Origin of the sequence: Halomonas sp. B23F22_10, from assembly GCF_043496975.1 — a bacterium.
In the GTDB taxonomy this organism is placed as follows: Bacteria; Pseudomonadota; Gammaproteobacteria; order Pseudomonadales; family Halomonadaceae; genus Halomonas; species Halomonas smyrnensis.
On the sequence record NZ_JBIEKF010000004.1, the window covers coordinates 43,912 to 62,556 of the forward strand.

Below are 18,645 nucleotides of genomic sequence, written 5' to 3' on the forward strand. Positions count from 1 at the left end.
CGGGCGTTTGTCCTTGATCCTTGCGATGAGTTCTGACGACACTGTCGGTCAGTCGCTGCATCACCATAACAACAGCAATGCCAAGGAGCCGCGCCATGCCCCTGCCCTTCACGTCTCGCAAGCTCGCCGTCGCCGTCGCCCTGGCCTCCGCGGCGCTCGTGTCCGCCCAGGCCGCCGCCACCGGCTTCCAGGTGCGCGAGCAGAGCGCCAAGAGCCTCGCCAACGCCTTCTCCAACGCCGCCGCCGGCGCCGAGGACGTCAGCTTCATGGCCCATAACCCGGCCGCCATCGGCAACATCGACGGCAATCAGGTCGCCGGCGGGGTGGCCTATATCGATGCCAGCTTCGAACTGCAGGATGCCGAAGCAACAAGTCTAGTCGGTACCAATTATGACCGAGGCGGCTCCCGTCAGGGCGGCGAGACGGCTACCGTGCCGAGCTTCGCCGCCAAGACGCAGCTCGACGAGCGCTGGGACCTGGGCCTGGCCATCTATGCGCCCTACGGGCTCTCCACCAAGTACGACAAGGACTGGATCGGCCGCTATCACGCCGTGGAGACCGAGCTCACCACCATCGACTTCCAGCCGACGCTCAACTACCGGGCCACCGAGCGACTCAACCTGGCGGTCGGCCTGCGGGCGCAGTATGCGGATGCGACGTTGTCCAATGCTGTCGACCTGGGCGCGCGTGGCGCTCAAGCTGGCGTGCCCGGAGCAGCCCCTGGCGGCAACGACGGCTTCGCTGAAGTCACCGGCGACGACTGGGGCTTCGGCTATACCCTGGGCGTGCTCTATCAGGCCACCGACAAGACTCGTCTTGGGGCCAGCTACCGCTCCGAGATCGACCTGACACTCGAAGGCGATGCCCGCTTCAGCGCTGACGACCCCTCCGGTCAAATTGTGCTTGATGGCGCCCGTGCCCGAAATACGCTGACGAACGGCGGTGGTTCCGCCGAACTCACCACGCCCGCCAACCTTAACTTTGGCGTCTATCACCAGCTGACCGATCGGCTGGCGCTGATGGCCAACGCCGAGTGGACCGAGTGGAGCAGCTTCGACGAGCTGACCGTCGAGTTCGAGGACAGCACTCCCGACAGCAACACGACCGAGAACTGGGACGATACCTGGGCCTTCTCGGTGGGCGCGAACTATGCCCTGAACCCACAGTGGCTGCTGCGGGCCGGCCTGGGCATCGACGAGACGCCGGTGCCGAGCGCCGAGTTCCGCACCCCCCGGGTGCCGGATGCCGATCGCCGCTGGGCCTCCCTCGGCGCCACCTACCAGCCGACCGAGAACCTGGGCATCACCGCGGGCTATCTGCGCATCTTCGGCGACGATGTCGACATGGATCAGGACGCCACTCCGACCAACGAGAACGCCAGCCGCGGCAACCTGTCCGGCACCTACGAGGTGGAGGCCGACGTCTTCGCCCTGTCGTTGGACTATCGCTTCTAGCCGCCTGGCGTGATCCGCTTCGACCCAGAGCCCCGGCCATCGGCCGGGGCTTTGTCATGGCCGCGTCGTTGACGTCAGGCGGCCTCGCCGTCGAGGAAGGCCGCGCGCATCAGCTCCCGGGTGTAGGCCTCCCGGGGCGCCTGGAACAGCGCCTCGGTGTCGCCCTGTTCGACCACCGCGCCGTCCTTCATCACCAGCACGCTGTCGGCCAGGGCCCGCACCACGGCGAGGTCGTGGCTGATGAACAGGTAGGTGAGGCCGTGTCTCGCCTGCAGGTCGCGCAGCAGCGCGATCACCGTGGCCTGCACCGAACGGTCCAGGGCCGAGGTGGGCTCGTCGAGCAGCAGGAACTCGGGCTTGAGCACCAGGGCGCGGGCAATGGCGATGCGTTGGCGCTGGCCGCCCGAGAACTCGTGGGGATAGCGGTGGCGCATCGCCGGGTCCAGGGCGACGTCATTGAGCGCCTCCTGGACCCGGGCGTCGCGCTCGCGCCGGCCGAGCTCGGGGGCGTGCACCCGCAGGCCCTCGCCGATGATCTCGCCCACCGTCATGCGCGGTGACAGCGAGCCGAAGGGGTCCTGGAAGACCACCTGCATCCGCGAGCGCAGCGGACGCATGCCGGCGCTGTCCAGGCCGTCCAGCGCCGTGTCGTCGAAGCGGATGTCGCCTTGGCTCTCGAGCAGGCGCAGCAGGGCGCGCCCCAGCGTCGACTTGCCGGAACCGGACTCGCCGACGATGCCCACCGTCTGGCCGCGCCGGATCGAGAGGTCGATGCCGCGCACCGCCTCGAAGACCTCCATCGGGCGGAAGAGGCGCTTGCCGAGTGGGAAGCGCACGCGAAGATCGCGGGCCTCCAGCAGCAGCGGCGCGTCCTCGGCCACCGGCGCCTTGCGCCCGCGGGGCTCGGCGTCGATCAGCATCCGCGTGTAGTCGTGCCGGGGGGCGGCGAACAGCGACGCGGTCTCGCCGCTCTCCACCAGCTCGCCCTGGCGCATCACGCAGACCCGATCGGCGAAGTGGCGCACGATGCCGAGGTCGTGGGTGATGAAGAGGATGGCCATGCCGTAGCGCTGTTTCAGGTCCTCGAGCAGGGTCAGGATCTGGGCCTGGACGGTGACGTCCAGGGCGGTGGTCGGCTCGTCGGCGATCAACAGCTTCGGCTCGCAGGCCAGCGCCATGGCGATCATCACCCGCTGGCGCTGGCCGCCGGAGAGCTCGTGGGGGTAGCTGCCGATGCGTCGCGCCGGCTCGGGGATGCCGACCTGTTCGAGCAGTTCCAGGGCGCGCGCGCGGGCGGCCTGGCCACGCAGCGAGGTGTGCTTGGCCAGCACCTCGACGACCTGCCGGCCCACCCGATGCAGCGGATTCAGCGAGGTCATGGGCTCCTGGAAGATCATCGAGATCTCGTTGCCGCGGAGGCGGCGCAGGCGCCCGGGCGCGACCGTCAGCAGGTCCTCGTCGCCCTCGCCGCCGTGCCAGCGAATGGCGCCGGAGGGGCGGGCCAGGTCCGGGAGCAGGCCCATGGCCGCGGTGGAGGAGACCGACTTGCCCGAGCCGGACTCGCCGACGAGCGCCAGGGTCTCGCCCTCGTGCACGGTGAAGCTGATATCCCGGACGGCGGTGACGGTGCCGCCCGGGAGGCTGAAGTCGACCCGCAGGCGATCGAATTCGAGCAGTGGCTGTTGCATGTTCCTCTCCTGATGGGATTCCGGGGCGCTGTCATCAGCGGGTTTTCGGGTCCAGGGCGTCCCTCAGGCCATCGCCGAGGAAGTTCAGGCACAGCAGGGTCAGGGCGAGGAAGATCGAGGGCACCAGCAGCATCCATGGCGCGGTCTCCATCATGTCCTTGCCCTCGCTGATCAGCACGCCCCAGCTGGTCAGCGGTTCCTGGACGCCGAGCCCCAGGAAGGACAGGAAGCTCTCCAGCAGGATGACCTTGGGCACGGTGAGGGTGACGTAGACGATCACCGGACCGATGGCGTTGGGAATCAGGTGGCGAGTGACGATCTTGTGGCCGCGCACCCCGAGCGCCCGGGCGGCCTCGACGAACTCGCGGCGCTTGAGCGCCAGCACCTGGCCGCGCACGATGCGCGACATGTCCAGCCACTCCACGGCGCCGATGGCGGCATAGATCAGCAGGATGTTGCGGCCGAACACCACCATCAGCAGGATCACCAGGAACATGAACGGCAGCGAGTACATGATGTCGACGAAGCGCATCATCAGGTTGTCGACGCGCCCGCCCAAGAAGCCGGCAACGGCGCCGTAGAGCACGCCGATCAGCAGCGAGACGAGGGTGGCCACCAGCGCCACGGACAGCGACACCCGGCCGCCGTGGAGCACGCGGGTCAGCAGGTCGCGGCCGTTGGCGTCGGTGCCGGCATAGTGGCCGTCGGCCAGGCTCGGGGCCGTGAGGAAGGCGTTCCAGTCCACCTCGTCGAGGCCCCAGGGCGTCAACCAGGGGCCGATCACGCAGGCCAGGGTGGTCAGGGCCAGCAGCACCAGGCTGAGGGTGGCGGCCTGGTTCTGCCTGAGGCGGCGCCAGGCCTCGCGGGCCAGGCTGTCGCCGGCGAGATCGGGGGTCGAGACAGCGGTATCAGTCGTCATGGCGAATCTGCGGGTCCAGGGCCGAGTAGGTCAGGTCGACGAGCAGGTTGAGCAGCACGATCAGGGCGCCGTAGAACACCACCGTGCCCATCACCAGGGTGTAGTCGCGGTTGAGGGCGGCCTGGACGAAGTAGCGTCCGATGCCGGGAATGCCGAAGATCTGCTCGATCACCACCGAGCCGGTGATGATCCCGGCGACGGCCGGGCCCAGATAGGAGACCACCGGCAGCATCGCCGGGCGCAGGGCGTGGCGCCAGATCACCTCGGCTTCGGTCAGGCCCTTGGCGCGGGCGGTGCGGATGAAGTGGCTGCCGAGGACCTCGATCATGCTGGCGCGCATCATGCGCGCGATGTAGGCGATCTGCTGGATCGACAGCGCCACCACCGGCAGCACCAGGTTCTGCCACTGGCCGTCGTTCCAGCCGCCCACCGGCAGCCAGGCCAGGAAGACGCCGAACACCAGCGCCAGCAGCGGCGCGATGACGAAGTTGGGGATCGCCACCCCGGCCAGCGCCGCGCCCATCACCAGGTAGTCGACGGTGGAGTTGCGCTTCAGCGCGGCGATCACGCCCAGCGGCAGGCCGATCAACAGCGCCAGGCCGATGGCCCATAGCCCCAGCTCCAGGCTTACCGGGAAGCCCTGGGCGACCAGCTCGGTGACGCTGAAGTCCTTGTACTTGAACGAGGGGCCGAGATCGCCCTGCAGCAGGTTGCCCATGTAGATCAGGTACTGTTTCCACACCGGCTCGTCCAGATGATAGGTGGCCAGCAGATTGGCCTCGATCTCCGGCGGCAGCTGGCGCTCGCCGTCGAAGGGGCCGCCCGGTGCCAGGTGCATCAGGAAGAACGACAGGGTGATGACGATCCACAGCGTCGGTATCGCCTGCAGCAGGCGCTTGAGGATGTAGCCAGGCATGAGAGTCCCCGCGACCCCGGGGTGTCCCGGGGCCGTTGCCGGTGGGAGGAAGATGGGTTCAGTCGTCGAAGCCGATCCAGCGCGAGCGGTGGATGTCCTCGATGTTGGGTTCCCAGCCGGTCAGCGTCGGGCTGACCAGGTTGCGCGAGACATAGTCGTAGATCGGCAGGACGGCGTGGTCATCCAGGGCCAGCCGTTCCGCCTCGGCCATCAGCTCGGCGCGAGCGTCCAGATCCTGGGTCCCGGCGGCCCGGTCCATCAGCTCATCGAAGGCCGGGTTGGCGTAGGCGCCGTAGTTGTTGGCGACGCCGCCCTCCAGCAGGCTGAGGAAGTTCTGGGCGTCGTTGTAGTCACCGATCCAGCCGGCCCGGGCCACGTCGAAGTCGCCCTGGCGGATGTCGGCGTAGTGCACCGCCACCTCCGAGTTGTAGAGCTCCACCTCGACGCCCAGCGGCTTCCACATCGCGGCCACGGCGATCGCCACCTTGCGATGGTCCTCGCTGGTGTTGTAGCGCAGCTGGAGTTCGAGGGGGTTGTCCGGACCGTGGCCGGCCTCCTGCATCAGCTGCCGGGCCCGCTCGAGGCGCGCCTCCTGGTCGAGGTCGGCGAACTCGAGTTCCGCCCCATCGTAGTGGGCCACGTCCGGCGGCACGAAGTGGTAGGCCGGCTCTTCCCCGGTGCCGAGGATGCGGCCGGTGATCACCTCGCGGCGCACCGCCAGGCTGAGCGCCTCGCGCACCCGCGGGTCGCTGGTGGCATGGCCGTCCCGCGTGTTGAAGGCGTAATAGTAGATGCCGAGATAGGGCGCGACCCGCACGGCGTCCGGCAGGTTGTCCTGGAGCCAGTCGTACTGCTGGGTGGGAAACTCCCGGGCGATGTCGATCTCGCCGGCGCGGAAGCGGTTCAGGGCGGTGTTGCGCTCCTCGATGGGGAAGTACACCACCTCGTCGAGGGCGACGTCTTCGGCGTCATGGAAGTGTGGGTTGCGCACGGCCTCGATGCGGGTCTGGGACCGCCAGTCCTCCAGCATGAAGGCGCCGTTGGAGACCATGTGCTCGGGCCTGGACCAGTCGTCGCCGTACTGCTCCACCACGTGCTTCGGCACCGGGTAGGCGGTGTAGTGGGCCAGCTGGTCGAGGAAGTAGGGCGTGGAGCGCTCCAGGGTGATGCGCAGGGTCCGCTCGTCCAGGGCCTCGATGCCCAGGGTGTCGGAGTCGGCCTCGCCGGCGTAGACCGCCTCGGCGTTCTTCACCGGGTAGAGCAGGTAGGCATAGCTGGCGGCGGTGGCCGGGTCGAGAATGCGGCGAAAGGCGAAGACGAAGTCATCGGCGGTGACCGGGGTGCCGTCGGACCATTCGGCGTCGTCGCGCAGCGAGAAGGTGTACACCGTGCCGTCCTCGGAGACCTCCCAGGATTCGGCCACGCCGGGGATGCGATCGCCGTCCGCGGCCTCGGTCACCAGCCCCTCGAAGAGGTCGCCGACCACATCGTTCTCCCAGGTGCCGCTGATCTTGTGCGGGTCGAGGGAGGCGGGTTCGCCCATGATGGCCAGGCGCAGGGTGTCGGCCTGCAGGGGCGAGGCGGCCAGGCCGGTGGCGAGCAACAGGCTGCCGACGGCAAGACGGGGCTTGCTCATGAATCACTCCTTGAGGCTTGTGCTTGTTGTAGTGTTCGGCCGCGAAGCGGCCATGACTTACCCTCCCTCGTGACCCTGGTCGGGGTCCATTTGAAATTGCGCATGAGTTCATCCACGAATTCGATACCCCAGCTGCGCTGGCCCCTGCGGGATGGCCGCTGGCGGTGCATTTCGCTACAATGCCCGTCTTTTCTCCGCCGCCGGCGCCCGGCGCCGGCGCGCGCCTCATCTCCCTTGGATTCAGGCGAACCCCATGCTGGAAACCAATCCGATCAACCACCTCATCAAGGACCTGTCTGAGCGGACAGACGTCCTGAGGGGGTATCTTTGACTATGCCGAAAAGAAGGATCGGCTAGAGGAAGTCACCCGCGAGCTCGAGGACCCCGACGTCTGGAGCGACCCGGACCACGCCCAGAAGCTGGGCAAGGAGCGGGCGACCCTCGAGGCCATCGTCGCCACCATCGACGAGCTGGACCAGGGGCTGGCAGATAGCCAGGACCTGCTGGAACTGGCCGAGATGGAGGAGGACGAGGGCACCGTCGAGGAGGTCCAGAAGGAGCTCGACGGCCTCCAGGCCAGCCTCGAGAAGCTCGAGTTCCGGCGCATGTTCTCCGGCGAGATGGACGAGAACAACGCCTATCTCGACATCCAGGCCGGCTCCGGCGGCACCGAGGCTCAGGACTGGGCCAACATCCTGCTGCGCATGTACCTGCGCTGGGCCGAGCATCACGGCTTCAAGGCCGAGCTCACCGAGCTCTCCGCCGGCGAGGTGGCGGGCATCAAGTCGGCCTCCGTACATGTCCAGGGCGAGTACGCCTTCGGCTGGCTGCGCACCGAGACCGGCGTGCACCGCCTGGTGCGCAAGAGCCCGTTCGACTCCGGCGGCCGTCGCCACACGTCCTTCGCCTCGGTGTTTCTGTCGCCGGAGGTGGACGACAGCTTCGAGATCGAGATCAATCCCTCGGACCTGCGGACCGATACCTATCGCTCCAGCGGCGCCGGCGGTCAGCACGTCAACACCACCGACTCGGCGGTGCGTATCACCCACGAGCCGACCGGCATCGTGGTGGCCTGCCAGAGCCAGCGCAGCCAGCACGCCAACCGCGACTTCGCCATGAAACAGCTCAAGGCGAAGCTGTGGGAACACGAGATGGAGAAGCGCAACGCGGCCAAGCAGGCCGCCGAGGACTCCAAGGCCGACATCGGCTGGGGCAGCCAGATCCGCTCCTACGTGCTGGACGACCAGCGCATCAAGGATCTGCGCACCGGCGTGCAGTCCAGCAACTGCGACAAGGTGCTGGACGGCGATCTGGACCAGTTCATCGAGGCGAGCCTCAAACAAGGCCTATAGCCTGCTGCGCTCGCCGATACGGCGTTGCCCCTCGGCCAGAGATGCTCATTGACGACTCGTCAACTCCGCGCTCTGTCCGAGGGGCGCCTTGTCTCGGCGTCGCTCGCGCGGCTCTAGGTGAGATGTCTCTGTATTCGACACCATGATTTCAACAGGTAGCGACATGGCTAACCAGGACACTTCCCAGGACGAGAATCACCTGATCGCGGAGCGCCGCGGCAAGCTGGCCGAGCGCCGCGAGCGCGCCGCCACCGACGGCGGCAGTGCCTTCCCCAACGACTTCCGTCGCGACAGCACCGCCGCCGAACTGGCCGCCGAGCTGGGCGACAAGGACAAGCCCGAGCTCGAGGCGCTGGCGCGTCCCGCGGCCGTGGCCGGGCGCATCATGCGCAAGCGCGGGCCGTTCATCGTCATCCAGGACGCCAGCGGCCAGATCCAGCTCTACGTCGACAAGAAGGGCCTGCCGGCGGACGTGCTCGAGGACATCAAGGGCTGGGACATCGGCGACATCGTGGCCGGCCGCGGCCCGGTGCACAAGTCGGGCAAGGGCGACCTCTACGTGATGATGGAAGAGGCGCGCCTGCTGACCAAGAGCCTGCGCCCGCTGCCGGACAAGTTCCACGGCCTGACCGACATGGAAGCCCGCTATCGCCAGCGCTACGTGGACCTGATCATGAACCCGGATTCCCGCGAGGTCTTCCAGACCCGCGCCGGCGTGATCAGCGCCATGCGCCGCTTCTTCGAGGATCACGGCTTCATGGAAGTCGAGACCCCGATGCTGCAGCCGATCCCCGGCGGCGCCACGGCCCGGCCCTTCATCACCCACCACAACGCGCTGGACATCGACATGTACCTGCGCATCGCGCCGGAGCTTTACCTCAAGCGCCTGGTGGTGGGCGGCTTCGAGCGCGTCTTCGAGATCAACCGCAACTTCCGCAACGAGGGGCTGTCGACCCGGCACAACCCCGAGTTCACCATGGTCGAGTTCTACCAGGCCTACGCCGACTATCAGGACCTGATGGATCTGACCGAGGCCATGCTGCGCGAGGTCACCCAGCGGGTGCTGGGCAGCACCGTGGTCACCAACACCGTGCGTGACGCCGAGGGCGAGGTGCTGGAGAGCTACGAGTACGACTTCGGCCAGCCGCTGCGCCGGCTGAGCGTGTTCGACGCCATCCTCGAGTACAACCCGGACATCCATGCCGAGTCGCTGGCCGACGAGAGCGCCGCGCGCCAGATCGCCGAGCGCCTGGACATCGACGTCAAGGACGGCTGGGGCCTGGGCAAGGTGCAGATCGAGATCTTCGAGAAGACCGTCGAGCATCGCCTGCAGCAGCCGACCTTCATCACCGACTATCCGACCGAGGTCAGCCCGCTGGCGCGTCGCAAGGACAGCGATCCCTTCGTCACCGAGCGCTTCGAGTTCTTCGTCGGCGGCCGCGAGATCGCCAACGGCTTCTCGGAGCTCAACGACGCCGAGGACCAGGCCGAACGCTTCGCCGCCCAGGTGGCCGAGAAGGAGGCCGGCGACGACGAGGCCATGTACTACGACGCCGACTACGTGCGCGCGCTGGAGTACGGCCTGCCGCCGACCGCCGGTCAGGGCATCGGCATCGACCGCCTGGTGATGCTGCTGACCGACAGCGCTTCCATCCGCGATGTGCTGCTGTTCCCGGCCATGCGCCCGTCTGCTGACTGAGGCATCGGATACCGGTCTGGCGCAGGGTAACGCGAACACGCTGTGCACCCGTCCCTGGGCGCTCCATTCTTCATCCATGAAGAATGAGGTTCGCTCTTCCCCTGCGCCAGCCGCCTAGTCTGAATCTGGCTCGCTGCCTTCCGCGGGCTTCTTGGGTGACCGCTTAGCCCTACTTCCGGCAGGTTGGTCGGGAAGTGTTGGTAAGGAGCGCCCCTGGCGCCCATAATGGCAGCGTTTCGACGTCGAGGAGACCGTGATGAAACTGCTCAACCGTTCCGCCCTGAGCGTCAGGCCGACCCAGCACTTCGTCGACTGGGTCAATGCCCTGGAGCCCACCATGGGTGACGACGACCTCTCGCTCGGCGACGTCGAAAGGGAAAGCACCGTCTATCTGATCCCGGAGATGGATTCTCCCGAGGCCCTCGAGGGCTTCGTCCGCGAGCGCTATCTCGAGATCCTCGAGACCGAGCTGCGCGCCTGGGAAGAAGACGAGCGCCAGTGGCCCGAGACCCTCGACTGGGCGCTGTTCCAGCGCTTCCTGCACTTCGAGTACAGCTACCTGGCGGTCGACCTCGATGACGAGACGGCCCTGGAAGTGGCCGAAGTGGACGATAATCTGCTGCTGGAAACGGATCAGGACTGATTCTGCTTCCATCCGGCAGGCAAACCTCGAGAAAACCGGCTTCGGCCGGTTTTCTTGTCAGCGACGATCACACATGAGCCGACTCTTCTCGAACCGCCCCGGCGACGATGGCCTGCCGGGGGCCGAACGCCGTCTCGCGGTGCTGGCGCTGATCCTCGGCACCACCATGGCGGTGATGGACAACTCCATGGTCAATCTGGCGCTGCCGTCCATCGCCGCCGATCTCGAGGTGGCGTCGGCCGATGCGGTGTGGGTGACCAACCTCTTCCAGGTGACCTGCGCCGCCTTCCTGCTGGTCTTCGCCGCCGTGAGCGAGCTGGTCGGCCGGCGGCGGGTCTACATGGGCGGGCTGGTGCTGTTCGCCCTGGCCGCGCTGGGCTGCGCGCTGTCGCGCAGCCTGGAGGCGCTGCTGGCGTTCCGCGCCCTGCAGGGCATGGCGGCGGCGGCGACGCTGTCGATCGGGCCCTCGCTGTATCGCGCCATCTTCCCCTCGCGGCTGCTGGGCAGCGCCCTGGGGCTGAGCTCGCTGGTGGTGGGCATCGGCTACGCCGCGGGTCCCGCGCTGGGCGGTTCGATCCTCTCGGTGGCCAGCTGGCCGTGGCTGTTCGCGCTGCCGGCGCTGCCGGCCATGGGCGCGGTAGCGCTGGCCTGGCGGGCGCTGCCCAGGGAGCCGGGCCGCCGCGGCGGCTTCGACGGCTGGGGGGCGCTGCTGGCCATGGCCACGCTGGGCGGCTTCTTCATGGCGCTGGACGGCAACGGCGCCGAGCTGCCCGGGCTCGAGACGCTGGGCTGGCTCGCCCTCAGCCTGACCACCGGCGCCGCCTTCCTGGCCCGTCAGCGCCGCGCGCCCTATCCCCTGATGGCGCTGTCGATGTTCGAGGAGCGTCGCTTCACCCTGGCCGTCTCCTCCCAGGGGCTGGCCTTCATCGGTCAGGGCCTGGCCTTCGTCGCGCTGTCCTTCCTCTATCAGCAGGAGATGGGCTTCTCGCCGCTGGAGACCGCCTGGCTGTTCACCCCCTGGCCGCTGACCATCATGGTGGCCGGGCCCCTCGCCGGTCGCCTGGCCGATCGTCTCAATCCCAGCCTGCTGAGTTCGGCCGGCCTGGTGCTGCTGATGGTCGGCCTCGGCAGCCTGGCGAGGCTCGAGGCCGATGCCGAGGTGATCGACTGCCTGTGGCGCACCGCGCTGTGCGGGCTCGGCTTCGGCTTCTTCCAGCCGCCCAACAATCGCGAGCTGATGGGCAGCGTGCCGGCCGAGAAGAGTGCCAATGCCTCCGGCGTGATGAGCACCACGCGCACCGTGGGGCAGTCGCTGGGCGTGGCGCTGGTCGGCGCCTGCCTGGCCGCCGGGGCCCCGGTGCAGGTGGCGCTGTGGGCCGGGGTGATCGCCACCGGGCTGTCGCTGATGGCCAGCCTCGGGCGCGTCTCGCTGGCCGGCGAGGCGCAGCGTGCCCGTCGTCGCGCCGCGGTCGAACGCGTACAATGACCCCGACACTCACCAGCGGAACGCCGAGATGAGCATCCAGTCGACCATCGAGCAAAAGCTCCAGGCCCTCGAGCCCACCTTCCTCAAGGTGGAGAACGAGAGCCACATGCATCACGTGCCGCCCAACTCCGAGACCCACTTCAAGGTGACCGTGGTGTCGCCGCGCTTCGCCGGCATCATGCCGGTCAAGCGTCACCAGCAGATCTACGCCCTGCTGACCGACGAGCTGGCCGGCCCCGTGCACGCCCTGGCGCTGCATCCCTACACCCCCGAGGAGTGGCAGGCCCGCGGTGAAGCGCGTCCGGACTCCCCGAACTGTCGGGGCGGCGGCAACTCGTGACCACCGAGCCCCAGCGGCTGCAGTATCTGGAGGCCATGGGCCTGACGGCCTGGACGGCGCGCTATCGGATGCCCAACGCCCGGCCGACCGAGGCCTGCGAGTGGGAGCTGCCCGTGCCGGACGACGGCGCTCGCCAGGCCCCCGGCGAGCGCCTTCATGCGCTGCTGGACGCGCCGGCCGAGCCGTCTGTCCCGGCGCCGGCCGCCCCCGCGGCGGAGCCCCGCGAGCGTCCGCCGGCGGGCGAGCGCAAGGCGCGCGCGCTGCTCGGCGGCCTGGTGCCCGAGGCGGCCAGCGAAGAGGCCGCCCCGGGCGCGGCGCCTGAGCCGGCCAGGAGCGTCGAGTCGGACGAGCCCCGGGAGGCGCTGCGCTTCGCCCTGCAGGTGGCCTGCCTGGACGGGCGCTGGCTGGTGGTGCAGCCCGGCCAGGCGGCGCCCTCGCCGCTGGCGCAGCGGCTGCTGGCCAACCTGCTGCGGGCCGCCGGCGTCACGCCGGAGCATCCGCCGGCCTTCGAGGCCTTCCACTGGCCCCAGATCGAGGGGCTGGACGTGCAGGCGCCGCTGGACGAGGCGCGCCAGGGGCTCGGCGCCTTCCTCGCCGGCCGCGCGCGGCGCGGCTGGGCCCCGGAGCGGCTGCTGGTGTTCGGCGACGAGGCCACCCTGGCGCGGGTGCTGGCCATCGACGACGGGCGCTCGACGGCGCTGGACCTGCCGGCCTGGCAGGGGCCCGCGCTGGAGACCCTGGCGGGAAGCGCCGAGGCCAAGCGCGACCTCTGGCCGCGGCTGCTCGACTGGCGCCGTGAGTGGCATGGTGAGGCAAAGGGTGAGGCGAAAGGCGATGCCTGAGCCTCGCCTGCGGGAGCTCGGCGGCGCCGATCTGGAGGCGCTGGTCGCGCTGGAGACAGGCGGCCAGGCGCATCCCTGGTCGGCGACGCGGCTCGAGCAGGCGCTGGCGGCGGAGGAGTACGCGGTGCTGGGGCTGGAGGACGCGGCGGGGCTGATCGGCCACGCGGTGGTGTCGCGTCAGCCCTTCGACGCCGAGCTCGAGAGCATTCTCATCGCACCGGAGCGGCGCGGCGAGGGGCTGGCGGGAAGGCTGCTGACCGCGGTCGTCGAGCGCGCCCGCGCAAGGGGCGCCGAGCGGCTGCTGCTGGAGGTGCGGGCGGGGAATGCCCCGGCGATCGCGCTGTACATGCGGGCGGGATTCGCGGAGGACGGGCGCCGGCGCGGCTACTATCCGCCGCTGGCCGGCACCGAACGCGAGGACGCGCTGCTGATGTCCCGCCCCCTGGCCTGACGCACGACGGGGCGGCCAGGGGCGGCGACGCTCGGCTCGTCAGCCGGCCTGCTGCTCGGCGGTGCTGTCGGTCTCGACATCGTCGAACTTGCCCAGCAGCGCGGACAGGCGGCGTTCCCACTCCTCGCGCTCCTGCTTGAGGCGGGCGTTTTCCTCGCGCAGCTCCTCGGCTTCCAGTTTCATCAACTCCAGTGCCTCGACGGCGCTGGCGACCTTCTGTTCGAGCTGGTTGAAGAGTTCGATGCTCATCCGTTTCTCCTGACGATGTCGGCGGGGCTGGGCCCGTGATTGGCGTCCTGCAGCGGCAGACTAACGCCGTGGACGGGGCTCAGCAAGCGTCTTCGTCGGGCAGCGCGTCGGCCGCGCCCGGGCGGTGATACAGCCGCCCGGTGCTGTCGCCGGCCCGCACCTCGCGATGCAGCCGCCAGCCGTCCGGCACCTCCGGCGCGAGCTCCGACTCCGTCTCCACGTAGATCCAGGCGTCCGCCGCCAGCCAGCCGGCCTCGAGGGCCCGGCAGCAGGGCGCGGCGAGGCCCTGGCGGAAGGGCGGATCGAGGAACACCAGCGAGAAGGGCGATCGCGCCTCGGCGAGCCCCGCCTCGAGATAGCCGAGCGCGTCGGCGACGCTGACCTCGGCGGACGCGATGCCAAGCGTGGCCAGGTTGTCGGACAGCACCCGGGCGACCCGCGCGTCGCGCTCCACCAGCGTCGCCTCGGCGGCGCCGCGGGAGAGGGCCTCCAGGCCCAGCGCGCCGGTGCCGGCGAACAGGTCCAGCACCCGGGCGCCGGGCGTGGTCATGCCCAGCCAGTTGAACAGCGTCTCGCGGACGCGGTCCGGCGTGGGGCGCAGGCCCGGGCTGTCCAGCACCGGCAGCCGGCGGCGGCGATGCTCGCCGCCGATGATGCGCAGCTGCCCGGCGGGGCGGGAGGTCGCCTGCTTGCCGCGGCCGCGGGCAGGCGTCGAGGATCGGGAGGAGGGGCGTCGTCGGCTCATGGGCGCCGATTGTAGCGGGCGCCTTGTCCACAGTCATGGTGCGCGATGGTAGGATGTGGCGATTCGTTCACCCGCGAGGCTGAATCCCCCCATGTTCGGTTTTTTCAAGCGCAAGAAGAAGCAGCAAGAGCAGCAGGAGCCCCGGCAGGCCCCCGAGGTCGAGCAGGAGGAGGCGCCGGATGCCGCGACGGCCGAGCCGGAGGCCGAGACGCCGAGCGAGGCGCAGCCCGCCCCGGCGACCGAGTCCGCCCCCGTCGCCGAGCGCGACGATGAAACCGCAGCGTCCACCGCGCCCGAGCCGGCCGAGGAGCCCGAGCCCCCTGCGGCAGACGCCGAACCCGCGCTCGTCGAGGCGCCTGAAGCGCCCCGGGCCGCCGACGTCGAACCCGAGGCGTCCGCGTCCGAGACACCCGAGACTCCCGAGACTCCCGAGGCGGCGGACGCCGAGCCGGCCGCGGAGCCCGAGGCAGAACCCGTCCCGTCGCCAGCCGAGCCGGCATCCGAGCCCGAACCCGAGCCCGAACCCGAGCCCGAACCCGAACAGGCCGCCGCGCCCGAGCCTGCGGTTGAGCCGGAGCCCGAACCCGCTCCTGCACCGGTGGAGAAGCCCAGGGCCGAGACCCGCGAGAAGCCCCAGGGCAAGAAGAAGGGCCTGTTCGCGCGCATGCGCGAGGGGCTGGGCAAGACCCGCGCCAACCTGACCGAGGGGCTCGCCGGCCTGTTCATGGGCCGCAAGCAGATCGACGACGATCTGATGGAAGAGCTCGAGACCCAGCTGCTGATGGCGGACGTGGGCATCGAGGCCACCACCGAGATCATCGACCGGCTCACCGACCGCGTCTCGCGCAAGGAACTCAAGGATCCCGAGGCGCTCTACCAGGCGCTGCAGGAGGAGCTGGCGACCCTGCTCGACGGCGTCACCGCGCCGCTGGCGCTGCCGCCCAAGGGCGAGGGCCCGTTCGTGATCCTGGTGGTCGGCGTCAATGGCGTCGGCAAGACCACCACCATCGGCAAGCTGACCCAGCGCTTCCAGCGCGAGGGCCGCAGCGTGATGCTGGCCGCCGGCGATACCTTCCGCGCCGCCGCGGTGGAGCAGCTCAAGGTCTGGGGCGAGCGCAACGACGTGCCGGTGGTGGCGCAGCACACCGGCGCCGACAGCGCCTCGGTGGTCTACGATGCCCTGGCCGCGGCCCGCTCCCGCGGCGTCGACGTGCTGATCGCCGATACCGCCGGCCGGTTGCACAACAAGGCCCACCTGATGGAAGAGCTCAAGAAGGTGCGCCGGGTGATGGCCAAGCTCGACCAGCAGGCCCCCCACGAGGTGATGCTGGTGCTGGATGCCGGCACCGGCCAGAACGCGCTGTCCCAGGCGTCCACCTTCAACGAGGCGGTGCCGGTCTCCGGCATCACCCTGACCAAGCTCGACGGCACCGCCAAGGGCGGCGTCATCTTCGCCCTGGCCCAGCAGCTGGGCACGCCGATCCGCTTCATCGGCGTCGGCGAGACCCTGGACGATCTGCGTCCCTTCGATGCCCGGGAGTTCGTCGACGCCCTGTTCGACCGCGACGACGCCTCGGCATGATCGCCTTCGAGCACGTCGGCAAGCGCTACGGCGGGCGCTTCGAGGCGCTCGCCAATCTCGACTTCCGCGTGCGCCGCGGCGAGATGGTGTTTCTCACCGGCCACTCCGGGGCCGGCAAGAGCTCGCTGCTGCGGCTGCTGATGCGCCTGGAGCGGCCCAGCCGCGGGCGCATCCTGGTCGCCGGCCATGACATCGACCGCCTGCATCACAGCCAGGTGCCGTTCTACCGGCGCCAGATCGGCGTGGTGTTCCAGGATCACCAGCTGCTGTTCGACCGCTCGATCTATCACAACGTGGCGCTGCCGCTGGAGATCCAGGGCGCCGAGCCGCGCGAGGCGGCCCGCCGGGTGCGCGCGGCGCTGGACAAGGTCGGGCTGCTGCATCGCGAGAAGGCGCTGCCCATCGAGCTCTCCGGCGGTGAACAGCAGCGCGTGGGCATCGCCCGGGCGGTGGTCAACAAGCCGTCCCTGCTGCTCGCCGACGAGCCCACCGGCAACCTGGACCCCCAGCTGTCGGCGGACATCATGCGGCTGTTCGAGGACTTCCACCGCATCGGCACCACGGTGATGATCGCCAGCCACGATCTGGCGCTGATCGCCCGGCTGCGCCACCGTACCCTGCGCCTCAGCGAGGGGCGCCTGGTCGCCGACGAGGAGGCCTCATGAGCCGTGACATGTCCACGCGCCGCGGCGCCCGTGCCCAGCGCCCTTCCTCCGGCGGCCGCTGGCGCGGCTGGCTGCGCCACCATCGCGCCATGGCGCTGGACAGCGCTCGCCGGCTGCTGCGCCACTCCCTGAGCAGCCTGCTGACCATGCTGGCCATCGCCATCGCCCTGGTGCTGCCGGCCGGACTGTGGCTGACCCTGGACGGCGCGCGGCTGCTCGACGCCGAGCTCGACGAGAGCGCGACCCTCACCGTCTATCTGCAAGAGCGCGTCGGCGATGCCGAGGCGGGGCGCATCGTCGAGGCCCTGGCCGCCCATGACGGCGTGGCCGACACGCGACTGATCACCGCCGACGAGGGCATGGCCGAGTTCCAGCAGGCGCTGGGGCTGGAGGATGCCCTGGCGCGGCTGCCGGGCAATCCGCTGCCGGCCAGCGTGGTGATTCGCCCCGACGATCCGTCGCCGGACGCGGTCAAGCGCCTGGCGGGCGGCCTGGAGGACATGGCCGGGGTCGAGGAGGTGCGCCTGGACCTGGCGTGGCTGGAGCGGCTCGGCCAGCTGGCCGAGCTGGGCCGCCGGGTCGGCCTGGGGCTCGCGGTGCTGTTCGGCCTGGGGGTGCTGCTGGTGGTCGGCAACACCGTTCGCCTGGCGGTGGAGAATCGGCGTCAGGAGATCGAGGTGGTGACCCTGATCGGCGCCACCCACGCCTTCGTGCGCCGTCCCTTCCTCTACAGCGGGGCCTGGTACGGGCTGGGCGGCGGGGCGCTCGCCTGCCTGCTGCTGACCCTCGGCGGCAACTGGCTGGCCACGCCGATCGCCGCGCTGGCGGCCAGCTACGGTGCGGGGTTCACGCTGCCGGGGCTGGGGTTCGCGGGGTCGGCAATCCTGCTCGGCTGTAGTACACTGCTGGGCTGGCTGGGCGCCTGGATCGCCGTGAGTCGTCACCTGGCGCAGATCCGGCCCCGCTAGCGAAGCATTTTCGAATCGGGAATACTGCGGAACCAAATCGGTAAGCCGCTATCCAATGCGGCGACTCGGGTTCCAAGTACGGGTTTCCATACGAGGGATTCCACACACGGGCTTCAACGGAGACATTTTGCACATGAGCACCAGTCTTCTGCCGGTGGGCCACCTTTCCCCGGGCCACGACCTCAACGGCTATATCCAGGCGGTGAACGGCATTCCCATGCTGACCGTCGACGAGGAGCGTGACCTGGCCTTCCGTCTGCACGACGAAGGCGACCTCGAGGCGGCTCGCCGTCTGGTAATGTCGCATCTGCGCTTCGTCGTACACATCGCGCGCAGCTATTCCGGTTATGGCCTGGCTCAGTCCGATCTGATCCAGGAAGGCAACGTCGGCCTGATGAAGGCGGTCAAGCGCTTCGACCCGCGCCAGGGCGTGCGCCTGGTGTCCTTCGCCGTGCACTGGATCAAGGCCGAGATTCACGAGTTCGTGCTGCGCAACTGGCGGATCGTCAAGATCGCCACCACCAAGGCCCAGCGCAAGCTGTTCTTCAACCTGCGCAGCGCCAAGAAGCGCCTGGCCTGGCTGAACACCGACGAGGTCGAGGCCATCGCCAAGGACCTCGACGTCAAGCCCGAGGTCGTGCGCGAGATGGAGGGCCGCCTGTCCGCCCACGATGCCGGCTTCGACGCCGCCCCGGGCGAGGACGAGGAGACCGCCTACCAGGCGCCGGTCCACTATCTGGACGACGCCAGCCAGGATCCGGCGACCCAGCTCGAGGACAGCGACTGGGAGGCCGACGCCACCCGCCGCCTGCAGATGGCGCTGGAGGGGCTCGACGAGCGCTCCCGCGACATCCTCCAGCAGCGCTGGCTGAGCGACGACAAGTCGACCCTGCACGAGCTGGCCGACGTCTACGGCGTGTCCGCCGAGCGCATCCGTCAGCTCGAGAAGAACGCCATGAAGAAGATCAAGCAGCAGATCGGCGAGACGCTCGCGGCCTGACGGCACGGGC

18 protein-coding genes are annotated in these 18,645 nt (G+C 69.5%); 12 read left to right on the plus strand and 6 right to left on the minus strand.

All coding sequences use genetic code 11. The features are described from left to right. Positions 1-95: 95 nt before the first annotated feature. Positions 96-1,454 (plus strand): OmpP1/FadL family transporter, encoded by a 1,359-nt coding sequence (locus ACGTNF_RS10000; protein WP_394601579.1) that lies wholly within the window; start codon positions 96-98, stop codon positions 1,452-1,454. A gap of 74 nt (positions 1,455-1,528) precedes the next feature. On the opposite strand, the gene ACGTNF_RS10005 is transcribed toward ACGTNF_RS10000, so the two are convergent. Genes ACGTNF_RS10005 through ACGTNF_RS10020 form a run of 4 tightly spaced genes read right to left on the minus strand, consistent with a single transcriptional unit; the run spans position 1,529 to position 6,613 of the window. Beyond that, positions 1,529-3,142, minus strand: coding sequence for an ABC transporter ATP-binding protein (locus tag ACGTNF_RS10005; RefSeq protein WP_394601580.1), 1,614 nt, complete (start codon positions 3,140-3,142; stop codon positions 1,529-1,531). Positions 3,143-3,176: 34 nt separating this feature from the next. Continuing rightward, complete coding sequence (locus ACGTNF_RS10010) at positions 3,177-4,061, minus strand: ABC transporter permease (protein WP_394601581.1); 885 nt, start codon at positions 4,059-4,061, stop codon at positions 3,177-3,179. Continuing rightward, positions 4,051-4,977 carry an oligopeptide ABC transporter permease OppB gene (gene oppB / locus ACGTNF_RS10015; RefSeq protein ID WP_016856370.1) on the minus strand — a complete coding sequence of 309 codons (927 nt, stop codon included), beginning with the start codon at positions 4,975-4,977 and terminating at the stop codon, positions 4,051-4,053. The genes ACGTNF_RS10010 and oppB overlap by 11 nt, the downstream gene beginning before the upstream one ends. Before the next feature lie 58 nt (positions 4,978-5,035). Then, a complete protein-coding gene (locus ACGTNF_RS10020) occupies positions 5,036-6,613 on the minus strand; it encodes a peptide ABC transporter substrate-binding protein (RefSeq protein ID WP_394601582.1) in 1,578 nt (525 codons plus the stop codon). A gap of 253 nt (positions 6,614-6,866) precedes the next feature. Between ACGTNF_RS10020 and prfB the strand changes: the two genes are divergently transcribed. The 7 genes from prfB (at position 6,867) to rimI (ending at position 13,426) form a co-directional block, all read left to right on the plus strand. Continuing rightward, a protein-coding gene (gene prfB, locus ACGTNF_RS10025) for a peptide chain release factor 2 (protein WP_394601583.1) occupies positions 6,867-7,965 on the plus strand; the annotation gives its coding sequence in 2 pieces (ribosomal slippage) (positions 6,867-6,941 and positions 6,943-7,965; 1,098 coding nt in all). 163 nt (positions 7,966-8,128) lie between these two features. Further along, positions 8,129-9,664 (plus strand): lysine--tRNA ligase, encoded by a 1,536-nt coding sequence (gene lysS, locus ACGTNF_RS10030; protein ID WP_394601584.1) that lies wholly within the window; start codon positions 8,129-8,131, stop codon positions 9,662-9,664. 256 nt (positions 9,665-9,920) lie between these two features. Continuing rightward, the gene (locus ACGTNF_RS10035) at positions 9,921-10,307 is read left to right on the plus strand and encodes a hypothetical protein (protein WP_016856374.1); all 387 of its coding nucleotides are present in this window, start codon (positions 9,921-9,923) and stop codon (positions 10,305-10,307) included. Between the two features lie 73 nt (positions 10,308-10,380). After that, on the plus strand, positions 10,381-11,793 hold the full coding sequence (locus tag ACGTNF_RS10040; RefSeq protein ID WP_394601585.1) for an MFS transporter: 1,413 nt from the start codon (positions 10,381-10,383) through the stop codon (positions 11,791-11,793). Between the two features lie 28 nt (positions 11,794-11,821). Further along, complete coding sequence (locus ACGTNF_RS10045) at positions 11,822-12,133, plus strand: BolA family protein (protein WP_152479776.1); 312 nt, start codon at positions 11,822-11,824, stop codon at positions 12,131-12,133. Continuing rightward, complete coding sequence (locus ACGTNF_RS10050; protein WP_394601586.1) at positions 12,130-12,975, plus strand: hypothetical protein; 846 nt, start codon at positions 12,130-12,132, stop codon at positions 12,973-12,975. Before ACGTNF_RS10045 ends, ACGTNF_RS10050 begins: the two co-directional genes overlap by 4 nt. Further along, positions 12,968-13,426: a ribosomal protein S18-alanine N-acetyltransferase gene (gene rimI / locus ACGTNF_RS10055; RefSeq protein WP_394601587.1), complete on the plus strand. Its 459-nt coding sequence runs from the start codon at positions 12,968-12,970 to the stop codon at positions 13,424-13,426. Before ACGTNF_RS10050 ends, rimI begins: the two co-directional genes overlap by 8 nt. A 39-nt stretch (positions 13,427-13,465) precedes the next feature. On the opposite strand, the gene ACGTNF_RS10060 is transcribed toward rimI, so the two are convergent. Both ACGTNF_RS10060 and rsmD read right to left on the minus strand, forming a co-directional pair. After that, positions 13,466-13,675: a cell division protein ZapB gene (locus ACGTNF_RS10060; RefSeq protein ID WP_016856560.1), complete on the minus strand. Its 210-nt coding sequence runs from the start codon at positions 13,673-13,675 to the stop codon at positions 13,466-13,468. A 79-nt stretch (positions 13,676-13,754) separates the two neighbouring features. After that, entirely contained in the window at positions 13,755-14,420 is a 666-nt protein-coding gene (gene rsmD / locus ACGTNF_RS10065; protein ID WP_394601588.1) for a 16S rRNA (guanine(966)-N(2))-methyltransferase RsmD, read from the minus strand. 91 nt (positions 14,421-14,511) lie between these two features. On the opposite strand from rsmD, the gene ftsY reads away from it, so the two are divergent. The 4 genes from ftsY to rpoH all read left to right on the plus strand — a co-directional run bounded on the left by ftsY (position 14,512) and on the right by rpoH (position 18,635). Further along, positions 14,512-16,002: a signal recognition particle-docking protein FtsY gene (gene ftsY, locus ACGTNF_RS10070; RefSeq protein ID WP_394601589.1), complete on the plus strand. Its 1,491-nt coding sequence runs from the start codon at positions 14,512-14,514 to the stop codon at positions 16,000-16,002. Beyond that, positions 15,999-16,667 (plus strand): cell division ATP-binding protein FtsE, encoded by a 669-nt coding sequence (gene ftsE, locus ACGTNF_RS10075; RefSeq protein WP_016856557.1) that lies wholly within the window; start codon positions 15,999-16,001, stop codon positions 16,665-16,667. The genes ftsY and ftsE overlap by 4 nt, the downstream gene beginning before the upstream one ends. Next, positions 16,664-17,635 (plus strand): permease-like cell division protein FtsX, encoded by a 972-nt coding sequence (gene ftsX, locus ACGTNF_RS10080; RefSeq protein WP_394601590.1) that lies wholly within the window; start codon positions 16,664-16,666, stop codon positions 17,633-17,635. The genes ftsE and ftsX overlap by 4 nt, the downstream gene beginning before the upstream one ends. A gap of 133 nt (positions 17,636-17,768) precedes the next feature. Continuing rightward, positions 17,769-18,635 (plus strand): RNA polymerase sigma factor RpoH, encoded by an 867-nt coding sequence (rpoH, locus tag ACGTNF_RS10085; protein WP_016856555.1) that lies wholly within the window; start codon positions 17,769-17,771, stop codon positions 18,633-18,635. Positions 18,636-18,645: the final 10 nt, after the last annotated feature.